We start from the raw sequence: 23,739 nt of genomic DNA, 5'->3' as shown, positions 1-23,739 counted from the left end.
CGTAAAAAAAAGAGTTTCTAGATGTCTAGAAACTCTTTTTCTTACTAAACTTATACTTGTTCAGTAATATCTTTTGGTAACATGAATGCAGATACGATAGCGATAATACCATCAAATACTAGGTAGAATCCTACGAAAAATACAAATGAACCGATTGAAAGTGCTGGATCTAATAACATTACAAATCCTACGTAAAGACCGAACAGTCCAAGAAGTACGTATAACACACGCATTAATCCACTAATACCAACTTGCCAGAAAGCTGACATGAAAGCACGAGCAGAAGAGAAAATAATCCAAAATGCAAAGATGAAACCTAGTGATACTGCACTTGCAGCTGGATCAAATAGGAAGATTAAACCTACGATTGCTGAAAGAACAGCATTTAAGATTTCACGGCTACGTAATTCTGAAAACTTAGTTTTGTAAGCTAAGTAAGCTGAAGCAATAGCAGCAACGATATTTAGAATACCGATGATAGTAATCATAGAACCTAATTTTCCATCAGGACTAGTGAGAACTAAGAAACCTAAGATAAGTGAAATAATTCCTAAAACAATAAGACCAATTTTAATATTTTTCATTAAAACCTTCTCCTTTTTAATTTTTTCCATATTACTATTAATATGTACTAATAACATTAACGATTAATAGACCAAAAGTCAAATAATAAGTAATATTAAATGGAATTTTTCAGTAAATTAGTCTATACCAATATATATTTAATGAGAAATTGTTGTTTATTAGTATCAAATCACGAACATTGTTATATAAAAACAAAAAGATCAGATAGTTATATATATCTGATCGAATATTTTATTTAACAAACATTGCATCCCCAAAACTGAAGAAACGATATTTTTCATCAACTGCATGTTTATATGCATCAAGTACAAAATCACGTCCAGCAAAAGCTGAAACCAACATTACTAAAGTTGATTTTGGAAGATGGAAATTTGTTGAAAATGCGTCAACAACCTTAAATTCATATCCAGGTTTAATGAAAATATTTGTCCAACCAGAGTCAGCTTTAATTTCTCCATTAAATTTTGTCCCAATAGTCTCAAGAGTACGGATAGAAGTAGTTCCAACAGCTACAATTCGTCCACCGTTTGCCTTTACTTCGTTTAACTTAGCTGCAGCATCCTCTGATAGTTGGTAGAACTCACTGTGCATTTCGTGTTCATCAACATTGTCAACACTAACCGGACGGAAAGTTCCAAGACCAACATGGAGTGTAAGCTCAACAAGATTAACCCCTTTATCTTCGATTTTCTTCAATAACTCAGGAGTAAAATGTAGACCCGCAGTTGGGGCAGCAGCAGAACCGTTTTCTTTAGCGTAAACTGTTTGATAGCGTTCTTGATCTTCAAGTTTTTCGTGAATATATGGAGGTAGTGGCATTTCGCCAAGACTTTCTAGTGTTTCCAAGAAAATCCCATCATATTCAAACTCAACTATGCGACCACCATGTTCAAGCTCCTCAGTAACAGTAGCAACCAGGCGACCGTCTCCAAAAGAAACCTTTGAACCAACACGTAGGCGTTTAGCCGGCTTAGCAAGAGTTTCCCATTTATCACCTTCAATGTTTTTAAGAAGTAGAAGCTCAACATGTCCACCAGTATCAGGTTTAACACCAAAAAGTCTTGCAGGAAGTACTCTCGTATTATTCATTACAAGAGCATCACCTGGCTCAAGTTCGTCAATAATATCGTAGAAATGTTTATCTTGCATGGTTCCTGATTCACGATCAATCACAAGTAAACGTGATTCACTTCTATTTTCAAGAGGTGTTTGAGCAATCAGCTCTTCAGGAAGTTCAAAGTCAAAATCATTTGTGTTCATTGTTAATATTTGGCAAGAGATTATAAAATATTTTTTCAAATACCTTGTAAACACTTGCTTTCTCCAATCCAAAATTATTTACTAAAATATTATATCAAAATTAAAAGAAAATAGTTGACAAATGAATTTAATTTCGTATAATTGGTATATACCAATATAAATAATAAAGAAAAAGGAAAAATAACATGAAAATTTTTAAAGTTAAAGACCAAGTTGAAGGCGGACAAAAAGGATACGAAATTCTTTCAGAAAAAATGGCAAATGGAGCTAAAACTCTTGGACTAGCTACAGGAAGCACACCAGTTGAATTCTACAAACATGTAGTAGCAAGCGATCTTGATTTTTCAGATATGACTTCAATCAATCTTGACGAATATGTTGGTCTTGATGAATCTAACGACCAAAGCTACCGTTACTTCATGAACGAACACCTATTCAATGCTAAACCTTTCAAAGTTAACTATCTACCAAATGGTAAAGCTGAAGATTTAGATGCTGAAGTTAAACACTACGATTCATTAATCGATGAAAACCCAATTGATTTCCAAATCCTTGGAATTGGTTCAAACGGACATATCGGATTCAACGAACCAGGAACTTCATTTGATGTTACAACTCACGTTGTTGATCTTGCTGATAGCACAATCAAAGATAACGCTCGTTTCTTTGCAAATGAAGAAGAAGTTCCAAAACAAGCTATCTCAATGGGTATCGCTAGCATCATGAAATCTAAAGCTATCGTACTTATGGCGTTTGGAGCTAACAAAGCAGACGCAGTTGCAGCAATGGTTAACGGTGAAGTAACTGAAGAACTACCAGCAAGCGTACTACAAAACCACCCAGAAGTTTACGTAATCGTAGACGAAGAAGCTGGAGCAAAACTATAATAACAAGGTAATAATTGACTAAACCTTCATCAAGATTGATGGAGGTTTTTTGTAAACATATCTTCTAAATCCTTTAACCACGCGCAATGTAAAATATCTTTATAGTTAATTTCCTTCAAAAAAATCCTATTTATCAAAGACTTTTGATGTTATAATAAATTAAAATCTTCTAAGATTAAGGAAAGGAGAAAGTCATGGAAATTTCAAAACAACTTCAAAGTAAGCGAAAAGAATTAAAATATACTCAAGATGATTTGGCTGAAAAAATACATGTGAGTAGACAGACGATTTCAAATTGGGAAGGCTTTAAAGTTAATAAGGAGTTATTCGAAGAATAACGAACATCTACGGAAAAGCTTCTCGACATACTTGTTGACTATGCAATAGAATATTGCATAGAAACTAGGTCGTCGGAGCAATGGTAGAACTCTACCAGATATTGAAAGTCTTATTTTGATAAGCGATTTCTATGAAATATCTCTAGATAATTTAATTAAAGGAGATGACAAGATGGCTGAAAAACTAAGTCAAGACTCAAAACAAGGAAACGAATGGTTCTTAATAAGTTGTTTGCTGCATAATTCATTATATCTATTATTAATGAGATCAGGAATTTTCAAAAATCATCCAAAAGCTGAATTAATATTTTTCCTAATAATGGTGCCATTTACAGCTTTTATCGCTTATCGGGGCTGGAATTATTTAAAAAACGAGCAAACTAGCTATTCGACACTCATCAAAGATTCAAAATCTAAATTCGTAGTGACAGAAAACTCAGTTCTTTATTTCATCACTATTTTACTTGGCCTAATAACTCCAATCATCGGGGTATTAACTCTTTCAATTTGATATTTGAATTGAATATGTCGCAATAGACGCTGAATGAAAATTATAGATAGAGGTAGAAATGAATAAGATTCCTTTTTCACTAGAAATAATTGCTCCACCAATTAATACTCCATATGAGAATTTCAAAGATGACCTTGAAGACTTTATAGAACTCAATCCGTCATTCATCGGTGTTCCGACTATTGATAAAGTAAATATGAATAAAAGAAGTTTTGAACTTACACGCTACATTCAAAATGATTTATCATATCCTGCAATGACTCATTTACCTGCAAAATTTATGAATCAAAAACATGTTGAAGATGCATTGAATTCTTTTGCCAATTCAGGAGTGAAGGAAATATTAGTTGTAGGTGGTGAGGTTAGAGATGAGGCTAAAATATATTCTGATTTTCCATATGCTAATCAACTTATGTCTTTTATAAGAGAATATTCTTCTGATTTTCATGTTACAGGAGCATGTCATCCAAGAGGAGTAGAAGGTGATGGTGATTTAGCTCGTGAGATGGAAGATATTAAAAGAAAGATAGATTCAGGTTGTCAGCAACTAATCAGCCAAGCATTTTTCGACAACGAAGATTTTTATCGCTTCAAAGAAGCCTATGAGAAGGAAAATTTTAAGATACCAGTCTTAGCCGGGGTTATGCCCGCATTTTCAAGGGGTGTCATCAACTTTATGGTGTCAAGAAACCACACTAGACTGAGTCCAGAACTTGAAAAAAGATTGGTAAAATATGCAAATGACCCAATTTCCTTTAGACAAGCTGGTTTAGAATATTCTATGGAGCAAATAGATAAATTGTTGGGATGTGAAATCGATGGACTCCATCTTTATACCATGAACGACGTGCTAGCAAGTAAAGAATTATATATGGCTTTTAGGAATTAATCAAATAACTTGGAAAGAAAGTAAATATTATGAGCAATGTTAGTCAAATGTATGTTGAAGATATGAGGAAAAAGATTGGCCATGATTTATTAATTCTTATTGGTTCCAATATTATTTTAGAAAATGAAGATGCTCATGTTCTACTTCAAAAAAGAACAAATGGTAGTTGGGGATTACCTGGTGGACTGATGGAGATCGGTGAATCACTAGAAGAAACTGCAATTAGAGAAGTGCATGAAGAAACAGGTCTTGAAGTTACAGATTTAAAACTAGTCAATACATTTTCAGGACCACAGTATCAATTTACATTAGAAAATAAAGACCAAATATACGTTGTCACCTCAGTTTATAAGGTTATTTCTTATAAAGGAATTATGAACTTGGAGTCAGATGAAACACTCGACCTTAAATATTTCCCTTATGATTCTTTACCAGAGAATATGGAAGATGAATATCTTGACTATATTAAATATTATTTAGCGAATTTTGTGCAATGAACATACTAAAACACGTCCTTTTGGGCTTTTTTTGATATAATGTAGAAAACGCATACAAGGAGACTCCCGAAAATGAACAAACGAATTAAATTCTCGATATAGCTGATTTGATAGGCAGTATATCGAGTACAAGTAGTTGACTGAAATAGAAATAAGACGAGGCGACGAATTGCTGATAGAACTTACCGTTCATCGAAATGAGTCAACGAAGTAATAATCTATTTCCAAGCAACTATTATTTTTAGTCCTATCAGCTTGGCTGTATCAATCCTAGACAATAACAACAAAAATAGGAGATATAGCATGAAAGCACAAAACATAAGATATTTAATAAAATATTTTAAGAATTTAACAGTAACATACATTATTTTAGGGGTTCTTTGTCAATTTCTAAAATCAATAAACATTCTGTACTATCAAAAGATTTTAGATGGATTTTCTAAAGGACTAAGTCTTTGGAGTCTTCTAATCTATTCAACGACATTAATTCTTCCCTTCATCCTTGCATATATGTCGGAATACCCCAAAAGCAAGCTTTATCATGGAATTTATTATTTCCTTAAAAAAGAAGTACTAGAGAAAATCTCACACATTGATTATCTTAGCTACATGACTTTTGGAAGAGGGAATCTCTTACAGAAGATTGAAGTAGGAGCCTCGGCTGGAAGAAGTATTTATGTAGATTTTTACTGCCATATTTTGAGGGAATTAATTCCATCACTCATATTCAATTTACTTTTTATCTCCCTGATTGATTTAAGAGTGATACCCTTCATTACCCTTGGATATTTAATCGTTTTCCTTATAAGCAAGTTCCTTCTCACATATCTTGAAAGAATTAAAAGGGAAAATCTCATAAACGAGGAGGCCTTAAATAGTATTTTGACCCGTGGTGTTTTTGAAATAGTCACCTTCCGCATAAATCGCAGATACAAAAGCGAGATAAGAAAGTATGAGTCGCTGTCGGAGAAGGTGGTTGATAATGTCACTAGCATGACGCTCATTCACGAGCTGTTCTTCACTATTTTCGCTATTTTGGTCGCAATAATCCAAATCCTTCTGCTGGCTTTAGTTCTGACTGGGCACATAAGTTTGACGGTTGGCGGATTGGTTGCGGTTCTTGCCTACATTAACAATATCTACACGCCTATTGCCATCTTCAACGTCATCTTTGTCAATTATCGACTAAACAAGGTTTCCTATGAACGACTAGCGGAATTTTACAGAGCACCTGATGATTTAGGTCTTACTTCTGAGAAAAAGCTTTTCCATGAAAAAATTACTAATGTCAGATTAGTGGATGTTGGACTTTCCATCTCAAACAAGGAAATTCTCCGCAATCTAAACCTTAATTTTGATAAGGGGAAAATCTACGCATTAACAGGCAAAAGTGGTTCGGGAAAATCGACCTGTGTAAAAACAATACTTGGCTTGCTTAAAGCGACTAGCGGTGAAATTCTTATAAACGATAGGAAACTATCTAGCATAAATCTTGATGATTATTATAAGGATGTTTTCTATATTTCACAGGAAGTTCCAATCTTTGAAGGAAGTTTGAGAGAAAATATAATTTTTGAAAATGAAAAAATTACAGATTTAGAGATAATTGAGGCATTAGAAAATTGTGGTTTGAAAAATTTCTTTGGAAAACTTGAGAAAGGACTAGACACATCACTTGGAGAAAAGGGGTTAAATGTATCTGGTGGTGAAAGACAGAGAATTGCCTTTACTAGACTATACTTTTCACAAGCAAATCTAATAATTTTTGATGAAGCAACATCAGCTATGGATGAAAAAACAGAAGAGCTAATCTTAAACAATGTCCTACCATTACTAGAAAACAAATTAACAATAATGATAACTCATCATCAAAAGAACTTGAAATTTGTGGATGAGGTAATAAGCTTTTAAAGGAGGCTAATAGTATGATATCTATATTGATTCTAGGTGTATTTTTTCTATTTTTTGCAATTCAGTTTAGGCAAGGGAAATCGTCAAGACTCGTAGGAGGAAATACTTTCGATAATAGGCCGAAGGAGGAAGTGGGAAAAGCAACCAAAATAGTCAGTAATTTATTGATATTTGCAGGTTTGTTATTGATATATATAGGTTTAGATCTCATTATTTCATATTTTTTTTAGACATATTTACCAAAAAGTTGCTAAAATATGTCTAATTGCCCTAATTCCTATAATCATCTATGCTTTTTACATGATATTTGTTTACTTAAAAGCATATTTGAAAAATGAGATTTAAAATGATAAAACTACCAAGACTGTAGAAATCATACAATTTTGGTAGTTTTTGTTATAATATTGAGTAACTAGGAGGTATCAGATGAGAAAGATAGCATTTTACGGAGCAATAAGCCTTGATGGTTTTTTGGCAGATAAAAATGATAATTTGGACTGGTTATTTAATACCTATACTGAAGGTGAAATAACATATGATAAATTTATTGAAACGGTAGATACTGTTGTTATGGGACGAGTAACATATGAAGAAGTACTTAAATTACTTAAGGAAAATGAAGAATTCTATCCAAATCAAGAAAAAATAATATTTTCAAATACTCTTAAAAATGACATTGGAGATGTAAAAGTTGTACAAGGAAATGTGGTCGACTATTTAAATAAGCTTAGACAAAAAGAAGGAAAAACAATTTGGATAATCGGTGGAAGTGCTATACTAAAACCATTAGTTGAAGCTAATATGGTTGATGATTACTATATTCAAATAGCACCAATCCTTCTAGGCGATGGCAAAAGACTCTTTGAGAAAATGAGTCATCCAACAAACCTCAAGTATATGGGAACTTCACAAATGGGTGACCTAGTAGAAGTTAGGTATTCAAAGATTAGGTTATAGATGAAAAATAAATTTACAAAGATTTTACTAGTAATATTTTTGCTTTTGATAGCTTTGTTTGTATGGAATCATCGTAGTGATTTATCAAGTTTCCATATTAATCAGACGGAGCTTATTGAAAAAATTCGAAGTCATGGACCTATTGATATCATTATCTTGGCAGCCCTAATAATTATCGTGATTATGATACCAGGTGCTCCAACCGCGCCATTTGAAATTGCATCAGGGGTCGTCTTTGGACCAATATTGGGGAGCATCTTGAACCTGACATCGGCCGTAATTGGCAATGCGTTGCTGATTTGGATTATGGTAAAATTTGAAGTCGGTAATTCCTCTAGTCAAAATAAAATTTTGGATAAGGTAGAGAAAATGAAAAATCCAAGATTTGGGCTCTCTATAGCATACATGATTCCAATTATCCCAACCTTTTTAATTGACTACACATCTAATAAGCTTAATTATTCTCTGAAAAATTTTCTTCCCTATATAATTATCGGGAATATTCCCATATCAATCCTCTATGCGGTCGGTGGTGATGCAATCTTAGAAAAGAACTATAAAAAAATAATTATTCTTTTATCTATTATTTTGTTAATACTTGGCTTATTCCTTTTATTTAATAAATTGTATAAAAAAGAAAGAAGTGAAAATCATGAATAAACGTATTAAGAAGAAAAAAATGAAAAAATATTTGGCTATCTGTCCAGCAAAACCAGTAGAAGTAAAACTTAAAGCCAAGGAGGAATAGTTCATGAATAAAGATTTTCTTGATACAAAATACGGTAAAACATATTATTTTTACAAACCATTTAGCAAGGATGCAAAAACTTTAATATTTATTCCTGGTTTCAGTGGTGATTCAGCCTATAATACATTTAGAAATATTATTGATGAGCTCCCCGATCCATTTGGAATACTTGTTATTGATACTGTTGGAACTGGCCATAGCTATCAAGAATATATGAATCGAACACCAGAAAATGTAGTTGGAAATATCATTGAGGTAATAACTTATTTAAAACCTACAAATCCAATGGTTGTTGGCCATAGTTACGGTGGAGCATATGCTCTACAATTGGTAGATAAAGTATCTGATTTAACCAATGAACTCTTTTTGATAGAGCCTAGATATTCACAAATATCGTACAATTTTCTTGACGAAACATATCAATTTTTGAAGCACTTTAAAAACTTCTCTGAAGACAAAGCTAAGGGTAATATAAGTGTAGAAGATTTTATAGATTCAGTTAATCCGCTTGTTGCGGAGGAAGTTAAAAAGGAAAATGCGGAATTACTTTTTAACGCTTATGCAAACGAATCAATAATTGCTGAATGTCTTGCCACTGAAGAGATGGTAAAGCAAATGGAAATAGCTGAAAGGAATTTAGATAATTTTGATATAGTTCTTTTATGTTCAAAAGATCGGGAAGAAGAGTATAAAAATTCTATTTTTGGACCTTCTTCCAAAATATTATCCGCAGCTGGGAATCATAGTCTCCAGTGGACAAACGAAAAATTTGTACTAGATAATTTAATTAATTTTATTAATGGAAGTGAATAAGTAATGAAAACTAATATTTATGATAATGAAGATTTTTTTAATTCTTATAGCCAAATGTCACGCTCAAAAGATGGATTAGCAGGTGCAGGTGAATGGCATACTTTACAAAAAATGCTTCCTGATTTTAAAGGAAAGCGTGTTTTAGATCTTGGGTGTGGTTATGGTTGGCATGCAAAATATGCTATTGATAATGGTGCAAAATCTGTATTAGCAATTGATTTATCAGAAAAAATGCTTGAAGTTGCGCGTGAAAAGAATTTTGATGAAAATATCACCTATGAGCAGGCTGACTTAAGAGAAGTCAAATTTTCTGAAGATACATTTGATATAGCCTTATCATCTCTTGCATTTCACTATCTAAGTAAGGATGAAATGAATGCTCTTTTTGCTAAGCTCCATAGTGCACTAGTAGATGAGGGAGAATTTGTATTTTCAGTTGAGCATCCATTATTTACTTCCGAAGGAAGTCAAGATTGGGTCTATAATGAAGATGGTAGTATTTCCCATTTTCCTATAGATAATTATTTTTACGAGGGAGAAAGAAATTCTCATTTTCTCGGAAGTGATGTTAAGAAATATCATAAAACTTTAACGACTTATATCGAAGTTCTTTTGAGAAATGGTTTTTCGATTGAAAATATTGTTGAGCCGATGCCTGATAAGCAAATGTTAGATATTCCTGGAATGAAGGACGAGCTAAGACGTCCGATGATGATGATAATATCATCCAAAAATCACAAATAATATATTGAGAGATTAACATAAAATTTTCTCTATCCATATAGATGTAAGCGTTTTTATATGGTATAATTTATGTATAAAATTCACATAAAATATTATATAAGGAGGCAAAAATAGTGGATGGAAGTGTTACTATTTATGAAATTGTTTTTAGGATAGTTTTATCAATATTATGCGGTGGATTGATTGGAGTTGAACGGGAGCATAAGAATCGTCCGGCAGGAATGCGAACTCATATTTTGGTGAGCTTAGGGGCAACTATAATCGCGTTAATACAGATTACTATTGCTGAAAATGCATTTCATGTGGTTGAAGCAACACCAGATTTAGCATCTGCGATAACGATTGATCAATCAAGATTAATTGCTCAAATTGTAAGCGGAATTGGATTTTTAGGTGCAGGAACTATCATTGTAACCAAGAGACAGGTAACTGGACTAACAACAGCAGCATCAATTTGGGTTGCAGGAAGTTTAGGAATTGCAATTGGTATGGGGTTTTATTCAATAGCAGCTATTGGTTGTATTGGTATTATGATTTCCTTAACCTTAGTACATAAGATTTTAAGCATTAATACCTTGAAAACTTTGGAAATTAAGTATATACACAGAAAAGAGACTAAAGAATTTATAGCTGATTATTTTAATTCTAAAAAAATTGATGCTGAACTTATAAACTTTGATATATCTTTTGAACAAGATTTCAGAGTTTATGAAAAAAGTTATAACATAAATTTACCTAAGAATTTGTCATATGCTGAAGTTATTGAAGATTTGTCAGCACATGAAAATATTATTAAATTAAATATCGTCAGTGTTTAAAAAGCAAAGGGAACTTTGCTTTTTTTATGGTAAAATATTAATTATTTTAATACAAGAAATTTTAGGAGATTATATTATGTTAGGAAGCATATCAATTTATGAGATAATTTTCAGAGTAGTTTTATCAATTTTTTGTGGTGGTATTATTTCAATTGAACACCATCGGAAAAATGGACCTACTGGAATGAGAACTCATATCCATGCTCTAGTTTGTTTAGGTGCAGCAATCATTGCCCTTACTCAATTTACTATCGCACAAAATGAAGCAAGTGTTGTTCAAAGCATTCCTTCAATGGCATCAGCTATTTCAATAGATGAATCAAGATTGATAGCTCAAATTGTTAGCGGAATAGGATTTTTAGGTGCAGGGGCAATTATTGTAACTAAAAAACAAGTCATTGGTCTGACAACTGCTGCATCAATTTGGATTGCAGGTGGGATTGGTATGGCAGTAGGAATGGGATTTTATACCATTGCAATTATTGGTACTGTTGCTTCAGTGATAACTCAATATTTGATTCATAAATTCTTAAATGTGAACACTATTCAAGCTTTGGAAATAAGATATACCAATAGAGAAGATTCAAGAGAGTCTATTGACCAGTTTTTCAAATCTAAAAATATTTATGCCCAACTAGTAAATTTTGAAATTTTATTTGATCAAAATTGTGATATATATTCTGAAACATATAATATTAGTTTACCAAGGGGTATGGACTATACAGAAGTTGTTTCAGAACTTTCAAGGCAACAAAATATTATTAAACTGGGAGTTATTGATGTTTAAAGAAAAGAAGCTGCTCTGGCTTCTTTTTACTTTATGTACTTTACCAATTCAATTTCGTCTTTTAAAGGAATTCCATAATTTCCATATTTAGGAATTTCTTTTTTTATTTTTCGGGCATCATTGACTGCATTTTTATAAATTTTTTCTAATCTATAACCACGTTTTTGATAAAATTTAAGTGCATTAAGGTTATCATTTGTTGTTATTAATTTTACTTGAGAGCACTTGTTTTCCGATGCAGTTTTTTCAACCTTATTAATCAACTTACTTCCTAAGCCTTTACCTTCAATGATACTATCTAAAGAAATTATTTCACAGTATGAATCTTTTAGAGTATATGTTATCAATGCAATAATTTCATTATTATCATCAACAAAAGCATATCCATCAAGGTCATTACAATCATATGTGCCGGTTGAGATGATCATTTTTGAATCACCCCAATGTTTTTTGAAAAAATCAGAAACTAATGATTTTTCTAATGATTTTTTATTAGCTATTTTATTATTCATTTTTACCTCAACATTAGTGTTTATAAGTATTATACCATTTGTGATTAAAATTTTAATATTAATAAATAATAAATAAATATCGAAAAACAATAATAAATACTTGATTTTCAATAAAAAAAGTTTATACTGAATTTATTAACAAAACTAAATAGCGTTAAATAAGAAGGAGAAATGAACATGAAAGATAAAACTTTGTTTAAGATTTTAAAGTGGTGTTTCTACATTGGAGCAATTTTTCTAAGTATAGGAATAATCGGTTTATTGGTACTAGGACTAATGGGTACCAAATTCACGTTGTTTGATGTGACTAACTTGCCTGCAGGTTTAACAATTACCAGTGAGGGAGTAATAAATATTTGGACTATTTTAGCTACAATTCTTGTCATAATGATGGTAATTGGCTTGTTTTGGAATGTTGCTAATCTTTTTAAAAACCTTGAAAATGACAAGATTTTTGTTAAAGAGAATACTGATATTTTGAGAACTGTCGCAAATTGTCTCTTCGTATTAGCTATAATTTCTAAACTTCCTGAGTTTATAGCAGGTGCAATGAATAACAGTTATAATTTTAATTTTGATTTTTCATATTTAATAATGGGTCTCGTTGTTTGGGCTGCCATGAAGGTAATGGAGAGAGCAAATTTAATTGCTGAAGAAAATGAATTTACTGTCTAGAATTTAAATACAAGGAGGTATCTCATGAGAAGTAAAAAAATATTTAAAGTTATTGAAATTTTATTAATAATTTTTATTGTTTTATCAATAATTGGGTTTGCAGTATTTTCTTATTACTATTTATTTAGAAATCCAGGTTATGGATATATCAAAATAGATGATATTAATAGTATAAGTATTGTGGGTTTTAGTGATGGTAAATATGTTACATATGTAATATCCTCTATCTTACAAATTATTATTTTACTTGTACTAACAAAAATTTTTGATAACCTCTCAAAAGCAAAAATCTTTGTAAAAGAGAATGTGTTATTTGCCCAAGTTTTTGCCTTTCTAATTTTTGTTTCTGGTTTTTTATACACTACAGAAGTACCTACAATTGCAAATGTTCCTTCTTTTGTAAATTATATAATTGGAGCAAAAATCTTTGGAAGAAATAGTGGAAATGAGTATAACTTATATATTATACAAAGGATATTTTATTGCACTTTAATAGCTCTAGTAGTGTGGGGATTATCGAAAATATTAGAAAATGCTATTAAGATTGCTCAAGAAAATGAATACACAATTTAGGTTAGGAGAGAAGTGTTATGAACGATAAAAAATTCTTTAAATTTATAAAAGTTTTACTAATAATTACCATCATTATCTCTATAATAGGAATGTTGCTATTTTCATATTACTATCTTTTTAAATATCCAGGGAAAGGGTATATCATGCTAGGTGATGTTGGTTTAATAGCTCCTGGATCAGATATTGATGCAAATTCAATTCCCTTACAATTTCCTTTGCCTTCTATTACTAAGTCAGATTACTTCATATATCTTTTGACTTCGATTTTACAAACTACTATCTTCATAGTTATGTATAAAATATTTGATAATCTTTCCAATTCTAAATTTTTCATTAAAGCAAATGTAAGGCTAGCAAAAATTCTTTCTATACTAATATTTTTATCAGGATTTTCAACAGCGACCACAATAACAGATGGCAATACAGCATTACAGGTCAATATTAGATTGTTTTTAAGTTTATTTGGCGATTATGATGCATCATTAGTTCCTACATTTTATGATGGACATAGAGTGATATTTTTTGGAATCATTGCTTTAGTTATATGGTCTCTCGCAAAAATACTTGAAGATGCTATAATAATTTCTGAAGAAAATGAATTTACAGTATAATTAGAGGAGATAATATAAAAATGAAATTTAAAAATTTTGCTTTAAAGTTAGCAATAATTTTTTTAGAAGTAATATTGACTAGCATTGTTTTTATTATAGGAATAAGTAGTCTTAATGAGGGGAAATTAGAATTCTCTTTTCCGATAGTAATGTTTTGGATAACAATTCTAGGCAGCCTCTTCATTTCTTACTTTGTAGCTTTCAAATTAAATAATATTTTAAAACTCATAGAAAAAAATAAGGCATTTTCGGTTCAGACAATTGAAACGGTGAGAAGTATTAAGAAGGCAGTGATGATTTTGGTTATTTTATCTTTTGGGATACTACCAATTGTATATATGATTGCGGATCTTTCAGATGGACCAGGATTCATGATATTTGGTTTCCTATTTGTTTTATTGACTATTACTATGTATGTGTTCACTTTAATTGTTGAAGAGTTATTTACGAGTGCATTTAATATTCAAAATGAAAATAATTTGACGATATAAGGAGGAATATATGATTCGCGTAAATTTAGATGTAGAGTTAGCGAAAAAGAAAATGTCTTCCAGCGAACTAGCCGAAAAGGTCGGCATAACAACAGCAAACATCTCTATTTTAAAAACAGGAAAAGCAAAAGCAGTACGTTTTTCTACCTTGGATGCTATTTGCAAGGCACTAGATTGCCAACCAGGTGATATTTTAGAGTACGTTGACGATGAAGGATAGAAATATTTATTAATGATATTAGTGAAATTATTAAATTAAATAAGGAATCTAATTATGAGAAAATTATTTAAAACTACAGGGTCAGTTCTTCTATCAATAATTGCAATACCGATATCTCAAATAATTGCTCAGTTAGGTACAATAGTAATTCCAATTATTGTTTATTTTACAAGAAAGATATTTTTTGGAATTCAAATGCCTACAAATTTATCTCTAACTTTGCAGGATAATAAAATATTTCAAGTTTATTATATAATTTTTAACAATCTACTGTCTCTGTTTTTGTTATTCTTGATAATAAAATTTTTAAGTAAATATATTTTTCATAGAGATGTAATAAAGGATTTTTATAAAAAGAAAATTAAGATCATATATTTTATTATTCCTATATTTATGTGTTTAACAGCATATATTATTTACTTTTTATTTGTGGATGGAAAATTTGTACTTAATAAAATCAATACTTTTAACTTTTTTATATCATTTCTAGATATGGTACTTGGTACTGCAATTGTTGCCCCAATAATAGAAGAGACTATTTTTCGAGGAATAGTTGCAAACGTTATAGAGGAAAACTATGGATTGGGACTTTCATTTATATGTTCATCATTTATATTTGGAGCAGTGCATATTTTAAATGGAGAATTAAGTTTTCTAAGTATAGTAATGTTACTAGTGAGTGGGTTTGAAATGGGAGCACTGCTATTCATTGTTAAAAAAACTTTTAATTCACTAAATGCATCGATAATCGTACACGGTGGATATAACTTTTTATCATCAATTATATTGATTTCAAATAAAAATAGTAAAGATTGGCCGCTTTTATATAAAATTAGGACATCAAACCTTCTAATCACTGGAGGAGATTATGGTGTTTCTGTAAGTATCGTTAGTTTGTTAATTATAGTAGTAACTATATTTTTTCTTTTTATGGAATCAAAAAACAAAAATATGAATAATTCATTAAAAACCTAGAAATAAATCTTCTAGGTTTTTATTATTCCTCAAGATTGCTATAATAGTTCTAACGAGGTGATAATATGAAAAAATATGATTATATAGTTATCGGTGGTGGAAGTGGCGGTATCGCTTCAGCAAACCGAGCAGGTATGTATGGTGCTAAGGTACTTCTGATTGAGGGAAGTGAGCTAGGTGGTACATGTGTCAATGTTGGTTGTGTTCCTAAAAAGATAATGTGGCACGCTAGTGATATTATGGAAACTATTGAGCGAGATGCATCAAGTTTTGGCATATATGCTAAAGTTGAAAATTTTAATTTTAAAGAACTAGTCGAAAAACGTGAAGCCTACATTGATTTTCTTCATGGAGCCTATGAGCGTGGTCTAGATAGCAATAATGTTGAACGAATCAAAGGTTATGCAAAGTTTCTAGACAACCACACTGTAGAAGTAAATAATGAAAAGTTCACGGCATCAAATATTCTTATTGCAACAGGAGGTTACGCAAGTCCTCTTGAAATTCCAGGTGGAGAATATGCTATCGATTCAAATGGGTTCTTTGAGCTCACAGAGGCACCAAAGCACATGATAGTGATCGGTGCAGGCTATATCGCTTCAGAAATAGCTGGAGTCATTCACGGATTAGGTAGCAAGGTTTCATGGGCTTATCGTAAAGAGTTGCCGTTGCGTAATTTTGATAAAATGCTTTCCGAAAATCTTGTTAAAATATATAATGACAATGGAATTGAGACTTTGCCTAACTATGTACCTGAAAAAATTGAAAAATCAGGTAATCAATATACTGTAACATTTGAAAATGGTCAGACTTTGATAGGTGATTCAGTTCTTTTTGCCGGGGGCAGAAATCCAAATACAGGAAATCTTGGTCTTGAAAACACAGATGTTAAATTAGATGAGCGTGGTTTTGTGGAGGTTGATAAATTCCAAAATACCAGTGCTGAAGGAGTCTATGCAGTAGGTGATGTTATCGGAAAAATTGATTTAACACCAGTAGCAATAGCTGCTGGACGTAGACTTTCAGAAAGACTATTTAATGGAAAATCTGACTTATATTTAGATTATGATTTAATACCTACTGTAATGTTTACTCATCCACCAATTGCTACAATCGGGATTTCAGAAGAAGCAGCAATTGAAAAATATGGTGACCAAATAAAAATATATAAATCAACCTTTACTCCACTTTATTTTGGTTTAAATGACTACAAGCAAAAATGTAACATGAAATTAGTATGTCTTGGAAAAGAAGAAAAAATCATTGGGCTACATGCAATTGGACTAGGTGTTGATGAAATGCTTCAAGGCTTCGCTGTTGCAATTAAGATGGGAGCAACAAAATCTGATTTTGATAACACAGTAGCCATTCACCCAACAGGCTCAGAAGAATTTGTTACTATGCGTTAATAAACATTAGAAAGATTTATATGAAAAAAGGAAACTGGTATCCAGCAAACTTCAAAAGATTAGAAAAATTAATAAGAGAAAATGGAATTGATTCTCCAAATTATAATACTAAAAATAAACCATATGCAGTATTTGACTGGGACAATACAAGTGTTATAAATGACATTGAAGAAGCAACATTAACCTATCAGATTGAAAATCTAGCATTTAAAATCACTACAAATCAACTTGAGGAGATTTTAGCAAAAAGTATTTTGGAAAGCCCTGAATCTTCAAATCCTGAACTTCAATCAGAAAAAAGACAGATTGAAAAAATTTGTAAGGATGTAGTTGATGATTATAGTAAGTTACTAGACTTGAAAAAAAATGCTAGTCTGAATAATATACATGAGACAGACTACTACAAAGACTTTTCAGCCAAACTTCGCTATCTTTATACTGTTATAAATAAGGCTTTTGGAACAGACATCTCCATCTACTTGTATGCTGGGATGACTAGTGCTGAGGCAGGAGAGTTGGTCGAAAAAGCGATTGATGATCAACTGCAACGTGAACTTAAACATCTAACTTGGTCGAGCCCTGAGGATATGGAGACAAGTTCGGGAATGGTTCAAGTGACTTTCAAGGATGGGATTCGTGTAATTGAAGAAATGCGTGATCTTTATCAAGAACTTATGGCAAAAGGAATTGATGTTTATATCTGTTCAGCTTCCTATATTGATGTAATTAAGGTTTTCGCCAATAATGAAAAATATGGCTATAACATCCCACTTGAAAATGTCTTTGCTATGCGTTTAGCTAAGGATAATGGAGTTATTAAAGCTAAATTTGATGAAAATTATCCTAAAACTGTCAAAAAAGGAAAAGTTGAGACCATTGAAAAATTGATTTCACCCAAATATGATGGTACACAACCTATCCTAGTAGCAGGAGATAGTAACGGAGATTACCCTATGCTCGCTGAATTTACAGACCTTCAAGTAGGAATAATTCATAATATCGGTGTCCAAGGACTAATATCAGATTTAACTGACGAAGTTATGGAAGCACCAGAAACTGAAAATCAAAAATATCTTCTTCAAGGAAGAGATGAAAATAAAGGGATATTAATACCATCTAAAACAAGTATTTTTCTTGATAAATAAATTTTCGAAAAGATGTCAAGAAAAAAACTTGACACCTGTTTCAGATATGTTATACTAACTTAAGTAAAATAATTTAATTAGGAGATATATATAAAATGGCAGTAAAAATCCGTTTGACTCGCATGGGTTCAAAGAAAAAACCTTATTACAGAATTAACGTTGCAGATTCACGTTCACCACGTGATGGACGTTTCATCGAAACAGTTGGAACATACAATCCACTTGTTGAAGAAAATGGCGTAACTTTAAAAGAAGATCGTATTCTTGAATGGTTAGGAAATGGTGCACAACCATCTGATACTGTTAGAGATATCCTTTCAAAAGCTGGAGTTATGAAAAAATTCCACGAATCAAAGTTATCTAAATAATAATAAGGAGGGTGGAATATGCAATCTGATGTTAAAGATTTAGTATTAACGATTGTTACTCCCCTTGTTTCAAAACCAGAAGAAGTTAGCCTTGAATTAATTGATGGAGACGAATTCATTGAATATCATTTAAACGTGGCATCTGAGGATATGGGACGAATTATAGGAAGACAGGGTAGAATTATCCAAGCCATCCGTACAATCGTCTACTCAGTACCTGTTGAAGGTAAAAAAGTTCGACTTTTGGTAAATCAATAAAAGTACCTGTTTATCAGGTGCTTTTTTTGTGCTGTAAAGGATTTCAAAGAGTATTTGCCTAGTGAATAAAGAAAAAATTTATGTTAAAATTATAAAGATTATATTACTCTTTTAAAAAGAATGAAAATAGATAAATTCCAAAAGTAATATAAGGAATTTATATCAGGAGAAAAAATGAATTACTATAAAGTAGGTACAATTGTAAATACTCAAGGTTTACAAGGAGAAGTTAGAGTTCTTAGTGTAACTGACTTCGCTGATGAAAGATTTCAAATTGGAAATGAACTAGCTCTTTTTGATAAAAAAGATAATTTTATTCAAAATGTAAAAATTAAAACTCACAGAAAACAAAAGAACTTTGATATTGTTAAGTTTGAAGGAATGTACCATATTAATGATGTTGAAAAATATCGTGAACATGTATTAAAAGTTGCTGAAGATGATCTTTCGGATTTAGGTGAAGATGAATTCTACTATCATGAAATTATTGGACTTGATGTCTATGAAAATGATGAAAAAATTGGTTCAGTAAAGGAAATATTATCTCCAGGAGCAAACGATGTATGGGTAATTGATAGACCAAAGAAAAAAGATTTACTTTTACCTTTCATTCCTGGAGTTGTCTTAGATGTAGATGTAGCAGGAAATAGAGTTGAGATTGAAATTCCAGAGGGTCTGGATGATGAAAATTGATATTTTAACTCTTTTCCCAGAAATGTTTTCTAATCTTGAACACTCAATAGTTGGTCGTGCAAGAGATAATGGAAAAGTACAGATCGATTTTCATAATTTTCGTGATAATGCGACAAATACTCAAAAACACGTAGATGATTATCCATACGGTGGTGGTCAAGGAATGCTTTTGATGCCACAACCGATCTTTGATACTATGGACAAAATACCACATGAAAATGCTCGAGTAATATTGCTTGATCCAGCGGGTAGAAAGTTTGACCAAAAATTTGCGGAAGAATTATCTGAAGAAGATCATCTGGTCTTTATTTGTGGTCACTATGAAGGATACGATGAGAGAATTAAGACACTTGTTACTGATGAAGTTAGTCTTGGTGATTTTGTCTTGACTGGTGGAGAAGTAGCAACAAGTGTTATTATTGATGCTACTGTGCGTTTAATTCCAGAAGTTCTTGGGAAAGCTGTAAGTCATGAGGAAGATAGTTTTTCATCTGGTCTTCTTGAATACCCTCAATATACTCGTCCAGAAACATATCGAGATATGAAGGTGCCTGACGTTTTGATGAGTGGTCATCATGAAAATATACGTAAATGGCGTATCAAAGAAAGTCTGAAAAAGACTTTGGCTCGTCGTCCTGATCTTTTAGAAACATATGATTTTTCAGAAGAAGAAAAAATAATGCTGGCTGAAATTAAGTCAGAATTATGATAAAATATAACAATAAAAATTCAAAAGTAATATTATAGAAATTAAGTATACAACAGTATTAAAAAATAAAAGTGCTGAAGTTTCTTACTAGGAGAGAATAAAAATGGAAATCGTTCGTGATAAAGAGTTTGTTCAATTTTTTAGCTACAATGCAAGAAATTTTGCATTTGAGGAAGAAAATGGAACACCAGAACAAAAGGTTCAAATTCAAATTAACGTAATTCCTGATGTACCTGAATATAGTGAAGAAAATACAGTTTTAGGTGCTAGTGTTGAGTTTGTAATTTTATTAGATAACTTCATCGTTTCTGGTTATGTTATGCAAAATAATGTCATCCAAAATAGAAAAGTTAATGAAGGAAATGAATTAACACAAGAAGAGATGGATGAAATCGCTCGTCCGTTACTTAATATGATTACTCGTTTAACTCGTGAAGTTAGTGAAGTTGCCTTAGACGAACCAGGTGTGAATCTTAAATTTTAAGGTTTAAACTCCTTAGGAGATAAAAGAACATATGAAAATTGCAGTTATTACAGACTCGTCCGTTTATTTGGAGGAAGAGTATAAGGATAGAGATAATCTTTTCATTTTAGATATTCCTATAGTTATTGAAGGGGAAACATACTATGAAGGAAGAAATCTATCAAATAAAGAGTTTTATCAAAAAATGGCAGCTAGCTCTGAACTACCTAAGACTTCACAGCCTAGTTTAGCCAGATTAGAAGAACTTTTAAATGATCTTAATAAGAATGGTTACACTCATGTAATCGGTCTATTCATATCAAAAGGAATTTCAGGTTTTTATCAAAATTCATTTTACCTTCAAAATGAATATGAAGATATGACTATCAAATTCTTTGATACATTGATTACTAGTGCACCACTTGGATACATGGTTGAAACTGTACTTAATGAGGCAAAAGATGGTTTAGACTTTGAACAAATAAGTAATCATATCGATGAAATAATTGAAAAAACTCGTGCATATATTGTTGTTGATGACTTGAATCACCTCGTTTTAGGTGGACGTTTATCAAATGGAGCAGCAATTGTAGGTAATCTCTTAAATATCAAGCCAATCCTTGAGTTTGACCGTGATGGAGAAATTGTTGTACTCGATAAGGTTCGTTCTAGTAAAAAAGCTTATAAGAGATTAATTTCAATTATTGAAGATGGTACAAAATATGGTGACTATAAAATTTTTGTTATCCATTCAAATGCAAATGATCTTGCGGAAGATATGGTCAGTAACCTTCGCAAAGAAGGATTTGATGATATTTCAATAGCATCATTTGGAGCAGTTATCGGAACTCATCTAGGTGAAAATGCCCTAGCGCTTGCAATCTCACCTATCGTAAAATAGAAAGGTCACACCTTATGATTAAAGTAATTATTGCTGGCTATCGTGGGAAAATGGGATCAACAGCAGTTAGTATGGTTCAAGATGATCCTGAGTTAGAATTAGTTGCTGTTTTAGATCCATTTGCAACGGAAAAAGAAGCTTATGGTGTCCCAGTATTTAATGATAAAGAAGGCTTAGTAGGAATTGATGCCCAAGTATGGGTCGATTTCACAACTCCAAAAGTTGTTTATGAAAATACAAAATTTGCCCTTGAGAATGGTTTTGCACCAGTAGTTGGGACAACTGGTTTTACTGATCAACAGATTAAGGATTTAGAATCACTATCAGTTGATAAGAAAATTGGTGGCTTGATTGCTCCAAACTTTGCAATCGGTGCAATCTTAATGATGGAATTTGCCGCTAAAGCTTCAAAATATTTTCCAGATGTAGAAATTATTGAGCTTCACCATGATAATAAAATGGATGCTCCAAGTGGTACTGCCATTAAAACAGCTGAATTAATCAAAGAAAATCGTGACTTCAAGAAACAAGGTGCCAAGGGAGAAAAAGAAAGTATCCCAGGTGCACGTGGTGCTGAATATGATGGATTTAGGATTCACAGCGTAAGATTACCTGGTTTAGTTGCTCACCAAGAAGTACTTTTTGGAGCACCAGGAGAAGGACTTAAAATTCGCCATGATTCATATGATCGTGCTTCATTTATGACAGGAGTAAATCTTGGAATTAAAAAAGTGGTTGATTTGGATCATTTAGTATATGGTTTGGAACATTTATTATGAGATTAGAAAACATGCCTGTTGAATTTCAGCAGGCTTTACCTTTAATTAATACCTTAGAAGAGGCTGGTTATGAGGCCTATTTTGTCGGTGGAAGTGTACGAGACGTTTTATTAAAGCGTCGTATACATGATGTGGATATTGCGACAAGTGCATATCCGGAAGAAGTAAAAGCAATTTTTGAAAAAACCGTTGATATTGGAATTGAACATGGTACTGTTCTTGTCTTAGCAGAAGATAGTCAATACGAGATTACAACTTTCAGAACAGAAGATGTCTATGTAGATTACAGAAGACCCAGTGGAGTTACTTTCGTGCGATGTTTAGAAGAAGATTTGCTTCGCAGAGACTTTACCATAAATGCCTTTGCTTTAGCAGAAGACGGGCAAATAATTGATAAGTTTGACGGCTTAACTGACCTAGAGAATAAATTAATTCGTGCTGTGGGTGTAGCAGATGAAAGATTTAATGAAGATGCACTGAGAATAATGCGTGCTCTCCGTTTTTCAGCAAGCCTAGATTTCGATATCGAAGAAAAAACATTTGAAGCCATGAAAGTTCATGCTCCACTTTTGGAGAAAATATCAATTGAGCGTAGCTTTATAGAATTAGATAAGCTCCTTACATCTGATTACTGGAGAAAAGGACTTAGAAACTTTATTGATTCAAAAGCATATAATCATCTTACAGGTTTAGTAGGGAAAGAAGCTCAACTTGAAAATGTATTGAAAAATATAAAATCTGATTACTTCTGGTTTACTACCTCAGAGCAAGCATGGGCATATCTTTTGATTAATTTAGAAGTTGAAAATTGCAAAGATTTTCTGAAAAAATGGAATGTTTCAAATGAATTCACTAAGAAAGTGACTAATATTTATGAAGCATATAAAATAGCCCTTGAGCGTGTTTGGGAAGTCAAAGATTTATATAAATATGGTTTTGATGCCTTTATGTATGCTGAAGGATTACTTGAAGCAGAAGAAAGAGATATTGATACATCCCTCTTACCTCAACTTACAATGAAATTACCAATCAAATCAAAATCTGAACTTAATATAAATGGTCAAGTTTTAATGAATCATTTCAATCGTAAAGGTGGTATTTGGATTGGTCAAATAATATCAGAAGTTGAAGAATTAGTTGTTAATGGTCAGCTTGAAAACAATCAAGACGCAATCTTAGAATACGTTGAAAAAGAATTAAAGGAAGAATAAA

31 protein-coding genes are annotated in these 23,739 nt (G+C 31.8%); 28 read left to right on the top strand and 3 right to left on the bottom strand.

Going from position 1 to position 23,739, the window contains the following annotated elements; all coding sequences use genetic code 11:
• Positions 1-50: 50 nt before the first annotated feature.
• Together BG261_RS00275 and queA are read right to left on the bottom strand one after the other, a co-directional pair.
• Positions 51-584 (bottom strand): HdeD family acid-resistance protein, encoded by a 534-nt coding sequence (locus BG261_RS00275; protein ID WP_070791062.1) that lies wholly within the window; start codon positions 582-584, stop codon positions 51-53.
• Positions 585-816: 232 nt separating this feature from the next.
• A complete protein-coding gene (gene queA / locus BG261_RS00270; RefSeq protein WP_070791420.1) occupies positions 817-1,845 on the bottom strand; it encodes a tRNA preQ1(34) S-adenosylmethionine ribosyltransferase-isomerase QueA in 1,029 nt (342 codons plus the stop codon).
• Positions 1,846-2,030: 185 nt separating this feature from the next.
• Between queA and BG261_RS00265 the strand changes: the two genes are divergently transcribed.
• The 12 genes from BG261_RS00265 to BG261_RS00210 all read left to right on the top strand — a co-directional run bounded on the left by BG261_RS00265 (position 2,031) and on the right by BG261_RS00210 (position 11,745).
• Positions 2,031-2,732: a glucosamine-6-phosphate deaminase gene (locus BG261_RS00265; RefSeq protein ID WP_070791061.1), complete on the top strand. Its 702-nt coding sequence runs from the start codon at positions 2,031-2,033 to the stop codon at positions 2,730-2,732.
• Positions 2,733-2,926: 194 nt separating this feature from the next.
• A complete protein-coding gene (locus BG261_RS11055) occupies positions 2,927-3,070 on the top strand; it encodes a helix-turn-helix transcriptional regulator (protein ID WP_075201825.1) in 144 nt (47 codons plus the stop codon).
• Between the two features lie 172 nt (positions 3,071-3,242).
• Entirely contained in the window at positions 3,243-3,581 is a 339-nt protein-coding gene (locus tag BG261_RS00260) for a hypothetical protein (RefSeq protein ID WP_070791060.1), read from the top strand.
• A 58-nt stretch (positions 3,582-3,639) separates the two neighbouring features.
• A complete protein-coding gene (locus BG261_RS00255; protein ID WP_070791058.1) occupies positions 3,640-4,470 on the top strand; it encodes a methylenetetrahydrofolate reductase in 831 nt (276 codons plus the stop codon).
• A 29-nt stretch (positions 4,471-4,499) separates the two neighbouring features.
• Positions 4,500-4,967 (top strand): NUDIX hydrolase, encoded by a 468-nt coding sequence (locus BG261_RS00250; protein ID WP_070791056.1) that lies wholly within the window; start codon positions 4,500-4,502, stop codon positions 4,965-4,967.
• Between the two features lie 303 nt (positions 4,968-5,270).
• Positions 5,271-6,878, top strand: coding sequence for an ATP-binding cassette domain-containing protein (locus BG261_RS00245; protein WP_070791054.1), 1,608 nt, complete (start codon positions 5,271-5,273; stop codon positions 6,876-6,878).
• 426 nt (positions 6,879-7,304) lie between these two features.
• A complete protein-coding gene (locus BG261_RS00235; RefSeq protein WP_070791049.1) occupies positions 7,305-7,835 on the top strand; it encodes a dihydrofolate reductase family protein in 531 nt (176 codons plus the stop codon).
• Entirely contained in the window at positions 7,836-8,495 is a 660-nt protein-coding gene (locus BG261_RS00230; protein WP_070791047.1) for a VTT domain-containing protein, read from the top strand.
• 91 nt (positions 8,496-8,586) lie between these two features.
• Entirely contained in the window at positions 8,587-9,396 is an 810-nt protein-coding gene (locus tag BG261_RS00225; protein WP_070791045.1) for an alpha/beta fold hydrolase, read from the top strand.
• A 3-nt stretch (positions 9,397-9,399) separates the two neighbouring features.
• A complete protein-coding gene (locus BG261_RS00220; protein ID WP_070791043.1) occupies positions 9,400-10,140 on the top strand; it encodes a class I SAM-dependent methyltransferase in 741 nt (246 codons plus the stop codon).
• 110 nt (positions 10,141-10,250) lie between these two features.
• On the top strand, positions 10,251-10,958 hold the full coding sequence (locus tag BG261_RS00215) for an MgtC/SapB family protein (protein WP_070791040.1): 708 nt from the start codon (positions 10,251-10,253) through the stop codon (positions 10,956-10,958).
• A gap of 76 nt (positions 10,959-11,034) precedes the next feature.
• Positions 11,035-11,745, top strand: a complete 711-nt coding sequence (locus tag BG261_RS00210) for an MgtC/SapB family protein (RefSeq protein ID WP_070791038.1) — start codon at positions 11,035-11,037, stop codon at positions 11,743-11,745.
• Positions 11,746-11,771: 26 nt separating this feature from the next.
• Here the strand turns inward: BG261_RS00210 and BG261_RS00205 are convergent, their stop codons facing one another.
• Entirely contained in the window at positions 11,772-12,257 is a 486-nt protein-coding gene (locus BG261_RS00205) for a GNAT family N-acetyltransferase (RefSeq protein WP_070791036.1), read from the bottom strand.
• A gap of 177 nt (positions 12,258-12,434) precedes the next feature.
• Here BG261_RS00205 and BG261_RS00200 point away from each other — a divergent pair, with 177 nt between their 5' ends.
• The 16 genes from BG261_RS00200 (at position 12,435) to BG261_RS00125 (ending at position 23,738) form a co-directional block, all read left to right on the top strand.
• Positions 12,435-12,932 (top strand): DUF2975 domain-containing protein, encoded by a 498-nt coding sequence (locus BG261_RS00200; protein ID WP_070791034.1) that lies wholly within the window; start codon positions 12,435-12,437, stop codon positions 12,930-12,932.
• A gap of 24 nt (positions 12,933-12,956) precedes the next feature.
• Positions 12,957-13,505 (top strand): DUF2975 domain-containing protein, encoded by a 549-nt coding sequence (locus BG261_RS00195; RefSeq protein WP_070791032.1) that lies wholly within the window; start codon positions 12,957-12,959, stop codon positions 13,503-13,505.
• Between the two features lie 17 nt (positions 13,506-13,522).
• Positions 13,523-14,116 (top strand): DUF2975 domain-containing protein, encoded by a 594-nt coding sequence (locus BG261_RS00190; RefSeq protein WP_070791030.1) that lies wholly within the window; start codon positions 13,523-13,525, stop codon positions 14,114-14,116.
• 20 nt (positions 14,117-14,136) lie between these two features.
• Positions 14,137-14,607 (top strand): DUF2975 domain-containing protein, encoded by a 471-nt coding sequence (locus tag BG261_RS00185; RefSeq protein ID WP_070791028.1) that lies wholly within the window; start codon positions 14,137-14,139, stop codon positions 14,605-14,607.
• A 10-nt stretch (positions 14,608-14,617) separates the two neighbouring features.
• Positions 14,618-14,827, top strand: a complete 210-nt coding sequence (locus tag BG261_RS00180; protein ID WP_070791026.1) for a helix-turn-helix domain-containing protein — start codon at positions 14,618-14,620, stop codon at positions 14,825-14,827.
• Positions 14,828-14,881: 54 nt separating this feature from the next.
• Positions 14,882-15,802, top strand: coding sequence for a CPBP family intramembrane glutamic endopeptidase (locus tag BG261_RS00175; RefSeq protein WP_070791025.1), 921 nt, complete (start codon positions 14,882-14,884; stop codon positions 15,800-15,802).
• A 65-nt stretch (positions 15,803-15,867) separates the two neighbouring features.
• Positions 15,868-17,211 carry a glutathione-disulfide reductase gene (gene gor, locus BG261_RS00170; RefSeq protein WP_070791019.1) on the top strand — a complete coding sequence of 448 codons (1,344 nt, stop codon included), beginning with the start codon at positions 15,868-15,870 and terminating at the stop codon, positions 17,209-17,211.
• A gap of 20 nt (positions 17,212-17,231) precedes the next feature.
• Positions 17,232-18,356, top strand: coding sequence for an HAD family hydrolase (locus BG261_RS00165; RefSeq protein WP_070791017.1), 1,125 nt, complete (start codon positions 17,232-17,234; stop codon positions 18,354-18,356).
• Between the two features lie 95 nt (positions 18,357-18,451).
• On the top strand, positions 18,452-18,724 hold the full coding sequence (gene rpsP, locus BG261_RS00160; RefSeq protein WP_070788041.1) for a 30S ribosomal protein S16: 273 nt from the start codon (positions 18,452-18,454) through the stop codon (positions 18,722-18,724).
• An 18-nt stretch (positions 18,725-18,742) separates the two neighbouring features.
• On the top strand, positions 18,743-18,982 hold the full coding sequence (locus BG261_RS00155) for a KH domain-containing protein (protein WP_070788042.1): 240 nt from the start codon (positions 18,743-18,745) through the stop codon (positions 18,980-18,982).
• A 174-nt stretch (positions 18,983-19,156) separates the two neighbouring features.
• The gene (gene rimM, locus BG261_RS00150) at positions 19,157-19,675 is read left to right on the top strand and encodes a ribosome maturation factor RimM (RefSeq protein ID WP_070791015.1); all 519 of its coding nucleotides are present in this window, start codon (positions 19,157-19,159) and stop codon (positions 19,673-19,675) included.
• Entirely contained in the window at positions 19,662-20,384 is a 723-nt protein-coding gene (gene trmD / locus BG261_RS00145) for a tRNA (guanosine(37)-N1)-methyltransferase TrmD (RefSeq protein ID WP_324609663.1), read from the top strand. Before rimM ends, trmD begins: the two co-directional genes overlap by 14 nt.
• A gap of 103 nt (positions 20,385-20,487) precedes the next feature.
• On the top strand, positions 20,488-20,868 hold the full coding sequence (locus BG261_RS00140; protein WP_070791013.1) for a DUF1149 family protein: 381 nt from the start codon (positions 20,488-20,490) through the stop codon (positions 20,866-20,868).
• Between the two features lie 31 nt (positions 20,869-20,899).
• Complete coding sequence (locus BG261_RS00135; protein ID WP_070791010.1) at positions 20,900-21,748, top strand: DegV family protein; 849 nt, start codon at positions 20,900-20,902, stop codon at positions 21,746-21,748.
• A 14-nt stretch (positions 21,749-21,762) separates the two neighbouring features.
• Positions 21,763-22,527, top strand: a complete 765-nt coding sequence (gene dapB / locus BG261_RS00130; protein ID WP_070791008.1) for a 4-hydroxy-tetrahydrodipicolinate reductase — start codon at positions 21,763-21,765, stop codon at positions 22,525-22,527.
• Entirely contained in the window at positions 22,524-23,738 is a 1,215-nt protein-coding gene (locus BG261_RS00125) for a CCA tRNA nucleotidyltransferase (protein ID WP_070791007.1), read from the top strand. Before dapB ends, BG261_RS00125 begins: the two co-directional genes overlap by 4 nt.
• Position 23,739 lies beyond the last annotated feature (1 nt).

This window comes from Floricoccus tropicus (genome assembly GCF_001832905.1).
Classification (GTDB): domain Bacteria; phylum Bacillota; class Bacilli; order Lactobacillales; family Streptococcaceae; genus Floricoccus; species Floricoccus tropicus.
Note: the sequence above shows the minus strand (reverse complement) of the source record. Positions and strands in the feature narration are given on the sequence as shown.

Bases quoted from the DNA above. Each gene is read 5' to 3' on its own strand.
- BG261_RS00275 (WP_070791062.1), bottom strand. From the start codon at position 584: ATGAAAAATATTAAAATTGGTCTTATTGTTTTAGGAATTATTTCACTT.
- queA (WP_070791420.1), bottom strand. From the start codon at position 1,845: ATGAACACAAATGATTTTGACTTTGAACTTCCTGAAGAGCTGATTGCT.
- BG261_RS00265 (WP_070791061.1), top strand. From the start codon at position 2,031: ATGAAAATTTTTAAAGTTAAAGACCAAGTTGAAGGCGGACAAAAAGGA.
- BG261_RS11055 (WP_075201825.1), top strand. From the start codon at position 2,927: ATGGAAATTTCAAAACAACTTCAAAGTAAGCGAAAAGAATTAAAATAT.
- BG261_RS00260 (WP_070791060.1), top strand. From the start codon at position 3,243: ATGGCTGAAAAACTAAGTCAAGACTCAAAACAAGGAAACGAATGGTTC.
- BG261_RS00255 (WP_070791058.1), top strand. From the start codon at position 3,640: ATGAATAAGATTCCTTTTTCACTAGAAATAATTGCTCCACCAATTAAT.
- BG261_RS00250 (WP_070791056.1), top strand. From the start codon at position 4,500: ATGAGCAATGTTAGTCAAATGTATGTTGAAGATATGAGGAAAAAGATT.
- BG261_RS00245 (WP_070791054.1), top strand. From the start codon at position 5,271: ATGAAAGCACAAAACATAAGATATTTAATAAAATATTTTAAGAATTTA.
- BG261_RS00235 (WP_070791049.1), top strand. From the start codon at position 7,305: ATGAGAAAGATAGCATTTTACGGAGCAATAAGCCTTGATGGTTTTTTG.
- BG261_RS00230 (WP_070791047.1), top strand. From the start codon at position 7,836: ATGAAAAATAAATTTACAAAGATTTTACTAGTAATATTTTTGCTTTTG.
- BG261_RS00225 (WP_070791045.1), top strand. From the start codon at position 8,587: ATGAATAAAGATTTTCTTGATACAAAATACGGTAAAACATATTATTTT.
- BG261_RS00220 (WP_070791043.1), top strand. From the start codon at position 9,400: ATGAAAACTAATATTTATGATAATGAAGATTTTTTTAATTCTTATAGC.
- BG261_RS00210 (WP_070791038.1), top strand. From the start codon at position 11,035: ATGTTAGGAAGCATATCAATTTATGAGATAATTTTCAGAGTAGTTTTA.
- BG261_RS00205 (WP_070791036.1), bottom strand. From the start codon at position 12,257: ATGAATAATAAAATAGCTAATAAAAAATCATTAGAAAAATCATTAGTT.
- BG261_RS00200 (WP_070791034.1), top strand. From the start codon at position 12,435: ATGAAAGATAAAACTTTGTTTAAGATTTTAAAGTGGTGTTTCTACATT.
- BG261_RS00195 (WP_070791032.1), top strand. From the start codon at position 12,957: ATGAGAAGTAAAAAAATATTTAAAGTTATTGAAATTTTATTAATAATT.
- BG261_RS00190 (WP_070791030.1), top strand. From the start codon at position 13,523: ATGAACGATAAAAAATTCTTTAAATTTATAAAAGTTTTACTAATAATT.
- BG261_RS00185 (WP_070791028.1), top strand. From the start codon at position 14,137: ATGAAATTTAAAAATTTTGCTTTAAAGTTAGCAATAATTTTTTTAGAA.
- BG261_RS00180 (WP_070791026.1), top strand. From the start codon at position 14,618: ATGATTCGCGTAAATTTAGATGTAGAGTTAGCGAAAAAGAAAATGTCT.
- BG261_RS00175 (WP_070791025.1), top strand. From the start codon at position 14,882: ATGAGAAAATTATTTAAAACTACAGGGTCAGTTCTTCTATCAATAATT.
- gor (WP_070791019.1), top strand. From the start codon at position 15,868: ATGAAAAAATATGATTATATAGTTATCGGTGGTGGAAGTGGCGGTATC.
- BG261_RS00165 (WP_070791017.1), top strand. From the start codon at position 17,232: ATGAAAAAAGGAAACTGGTATCCAGCAAACTTCAAAAGATTAGAAAAA.
- rpsP (WP_070788041.1), top strand. From the start codon at position 18,452: ATGGCAGTAAAAATCCGTTTGACTCGCATGGGTTCAAAGAAAAAACCT.
- BG261_RS00155 (WP_070788042.1), top strand. From the start codon at position 18,743: ATGCAATCTGATGTTAAAGATTTAGTATTAACGATTGTTACTCCCCTT.
- rimM (WP_070791015.1), top strand. From the start codon at position 19,157: ATGAATTACTATAAAGTAGGTACAATTGTAAATACTCAAGGTTTACAA.
- trmD (WP_324609663.1), top strand. From the start codon at position 19,662: ATGATGAAAATTGATATTTTAACTCTTTTCCCAGAAATGTTTTCTAAT.
- BG261_RS00140 (WP_070791013.1), top strand. From the start codon at position 20,488: ATGGAAATCGTTCGTGATAAAGAGTTTGTTCAATTTTTTAGCTACAAT.
- BG261_RS00135 (WP_070791010.1), top strand. From the start codon at position 20,900: ATGAAAATTGCAGTTATTACAGACTCGTCCGTTTATTTGGAGGAAGAG.
- dapB (WP_070791008.1), top strand. From the start codon at position 21,763: ATGATTAAAGTAATTATTGCTGGCTATCGTGGGAAAATGGGATCAACA.
- BG261_RS00125 (WP_070791007.1), top strand. From the start codon at position 22,524: ATGAGATTAGAAAACATGCCTGTTGAATTTCAGCAGGCTTTACCTTTA.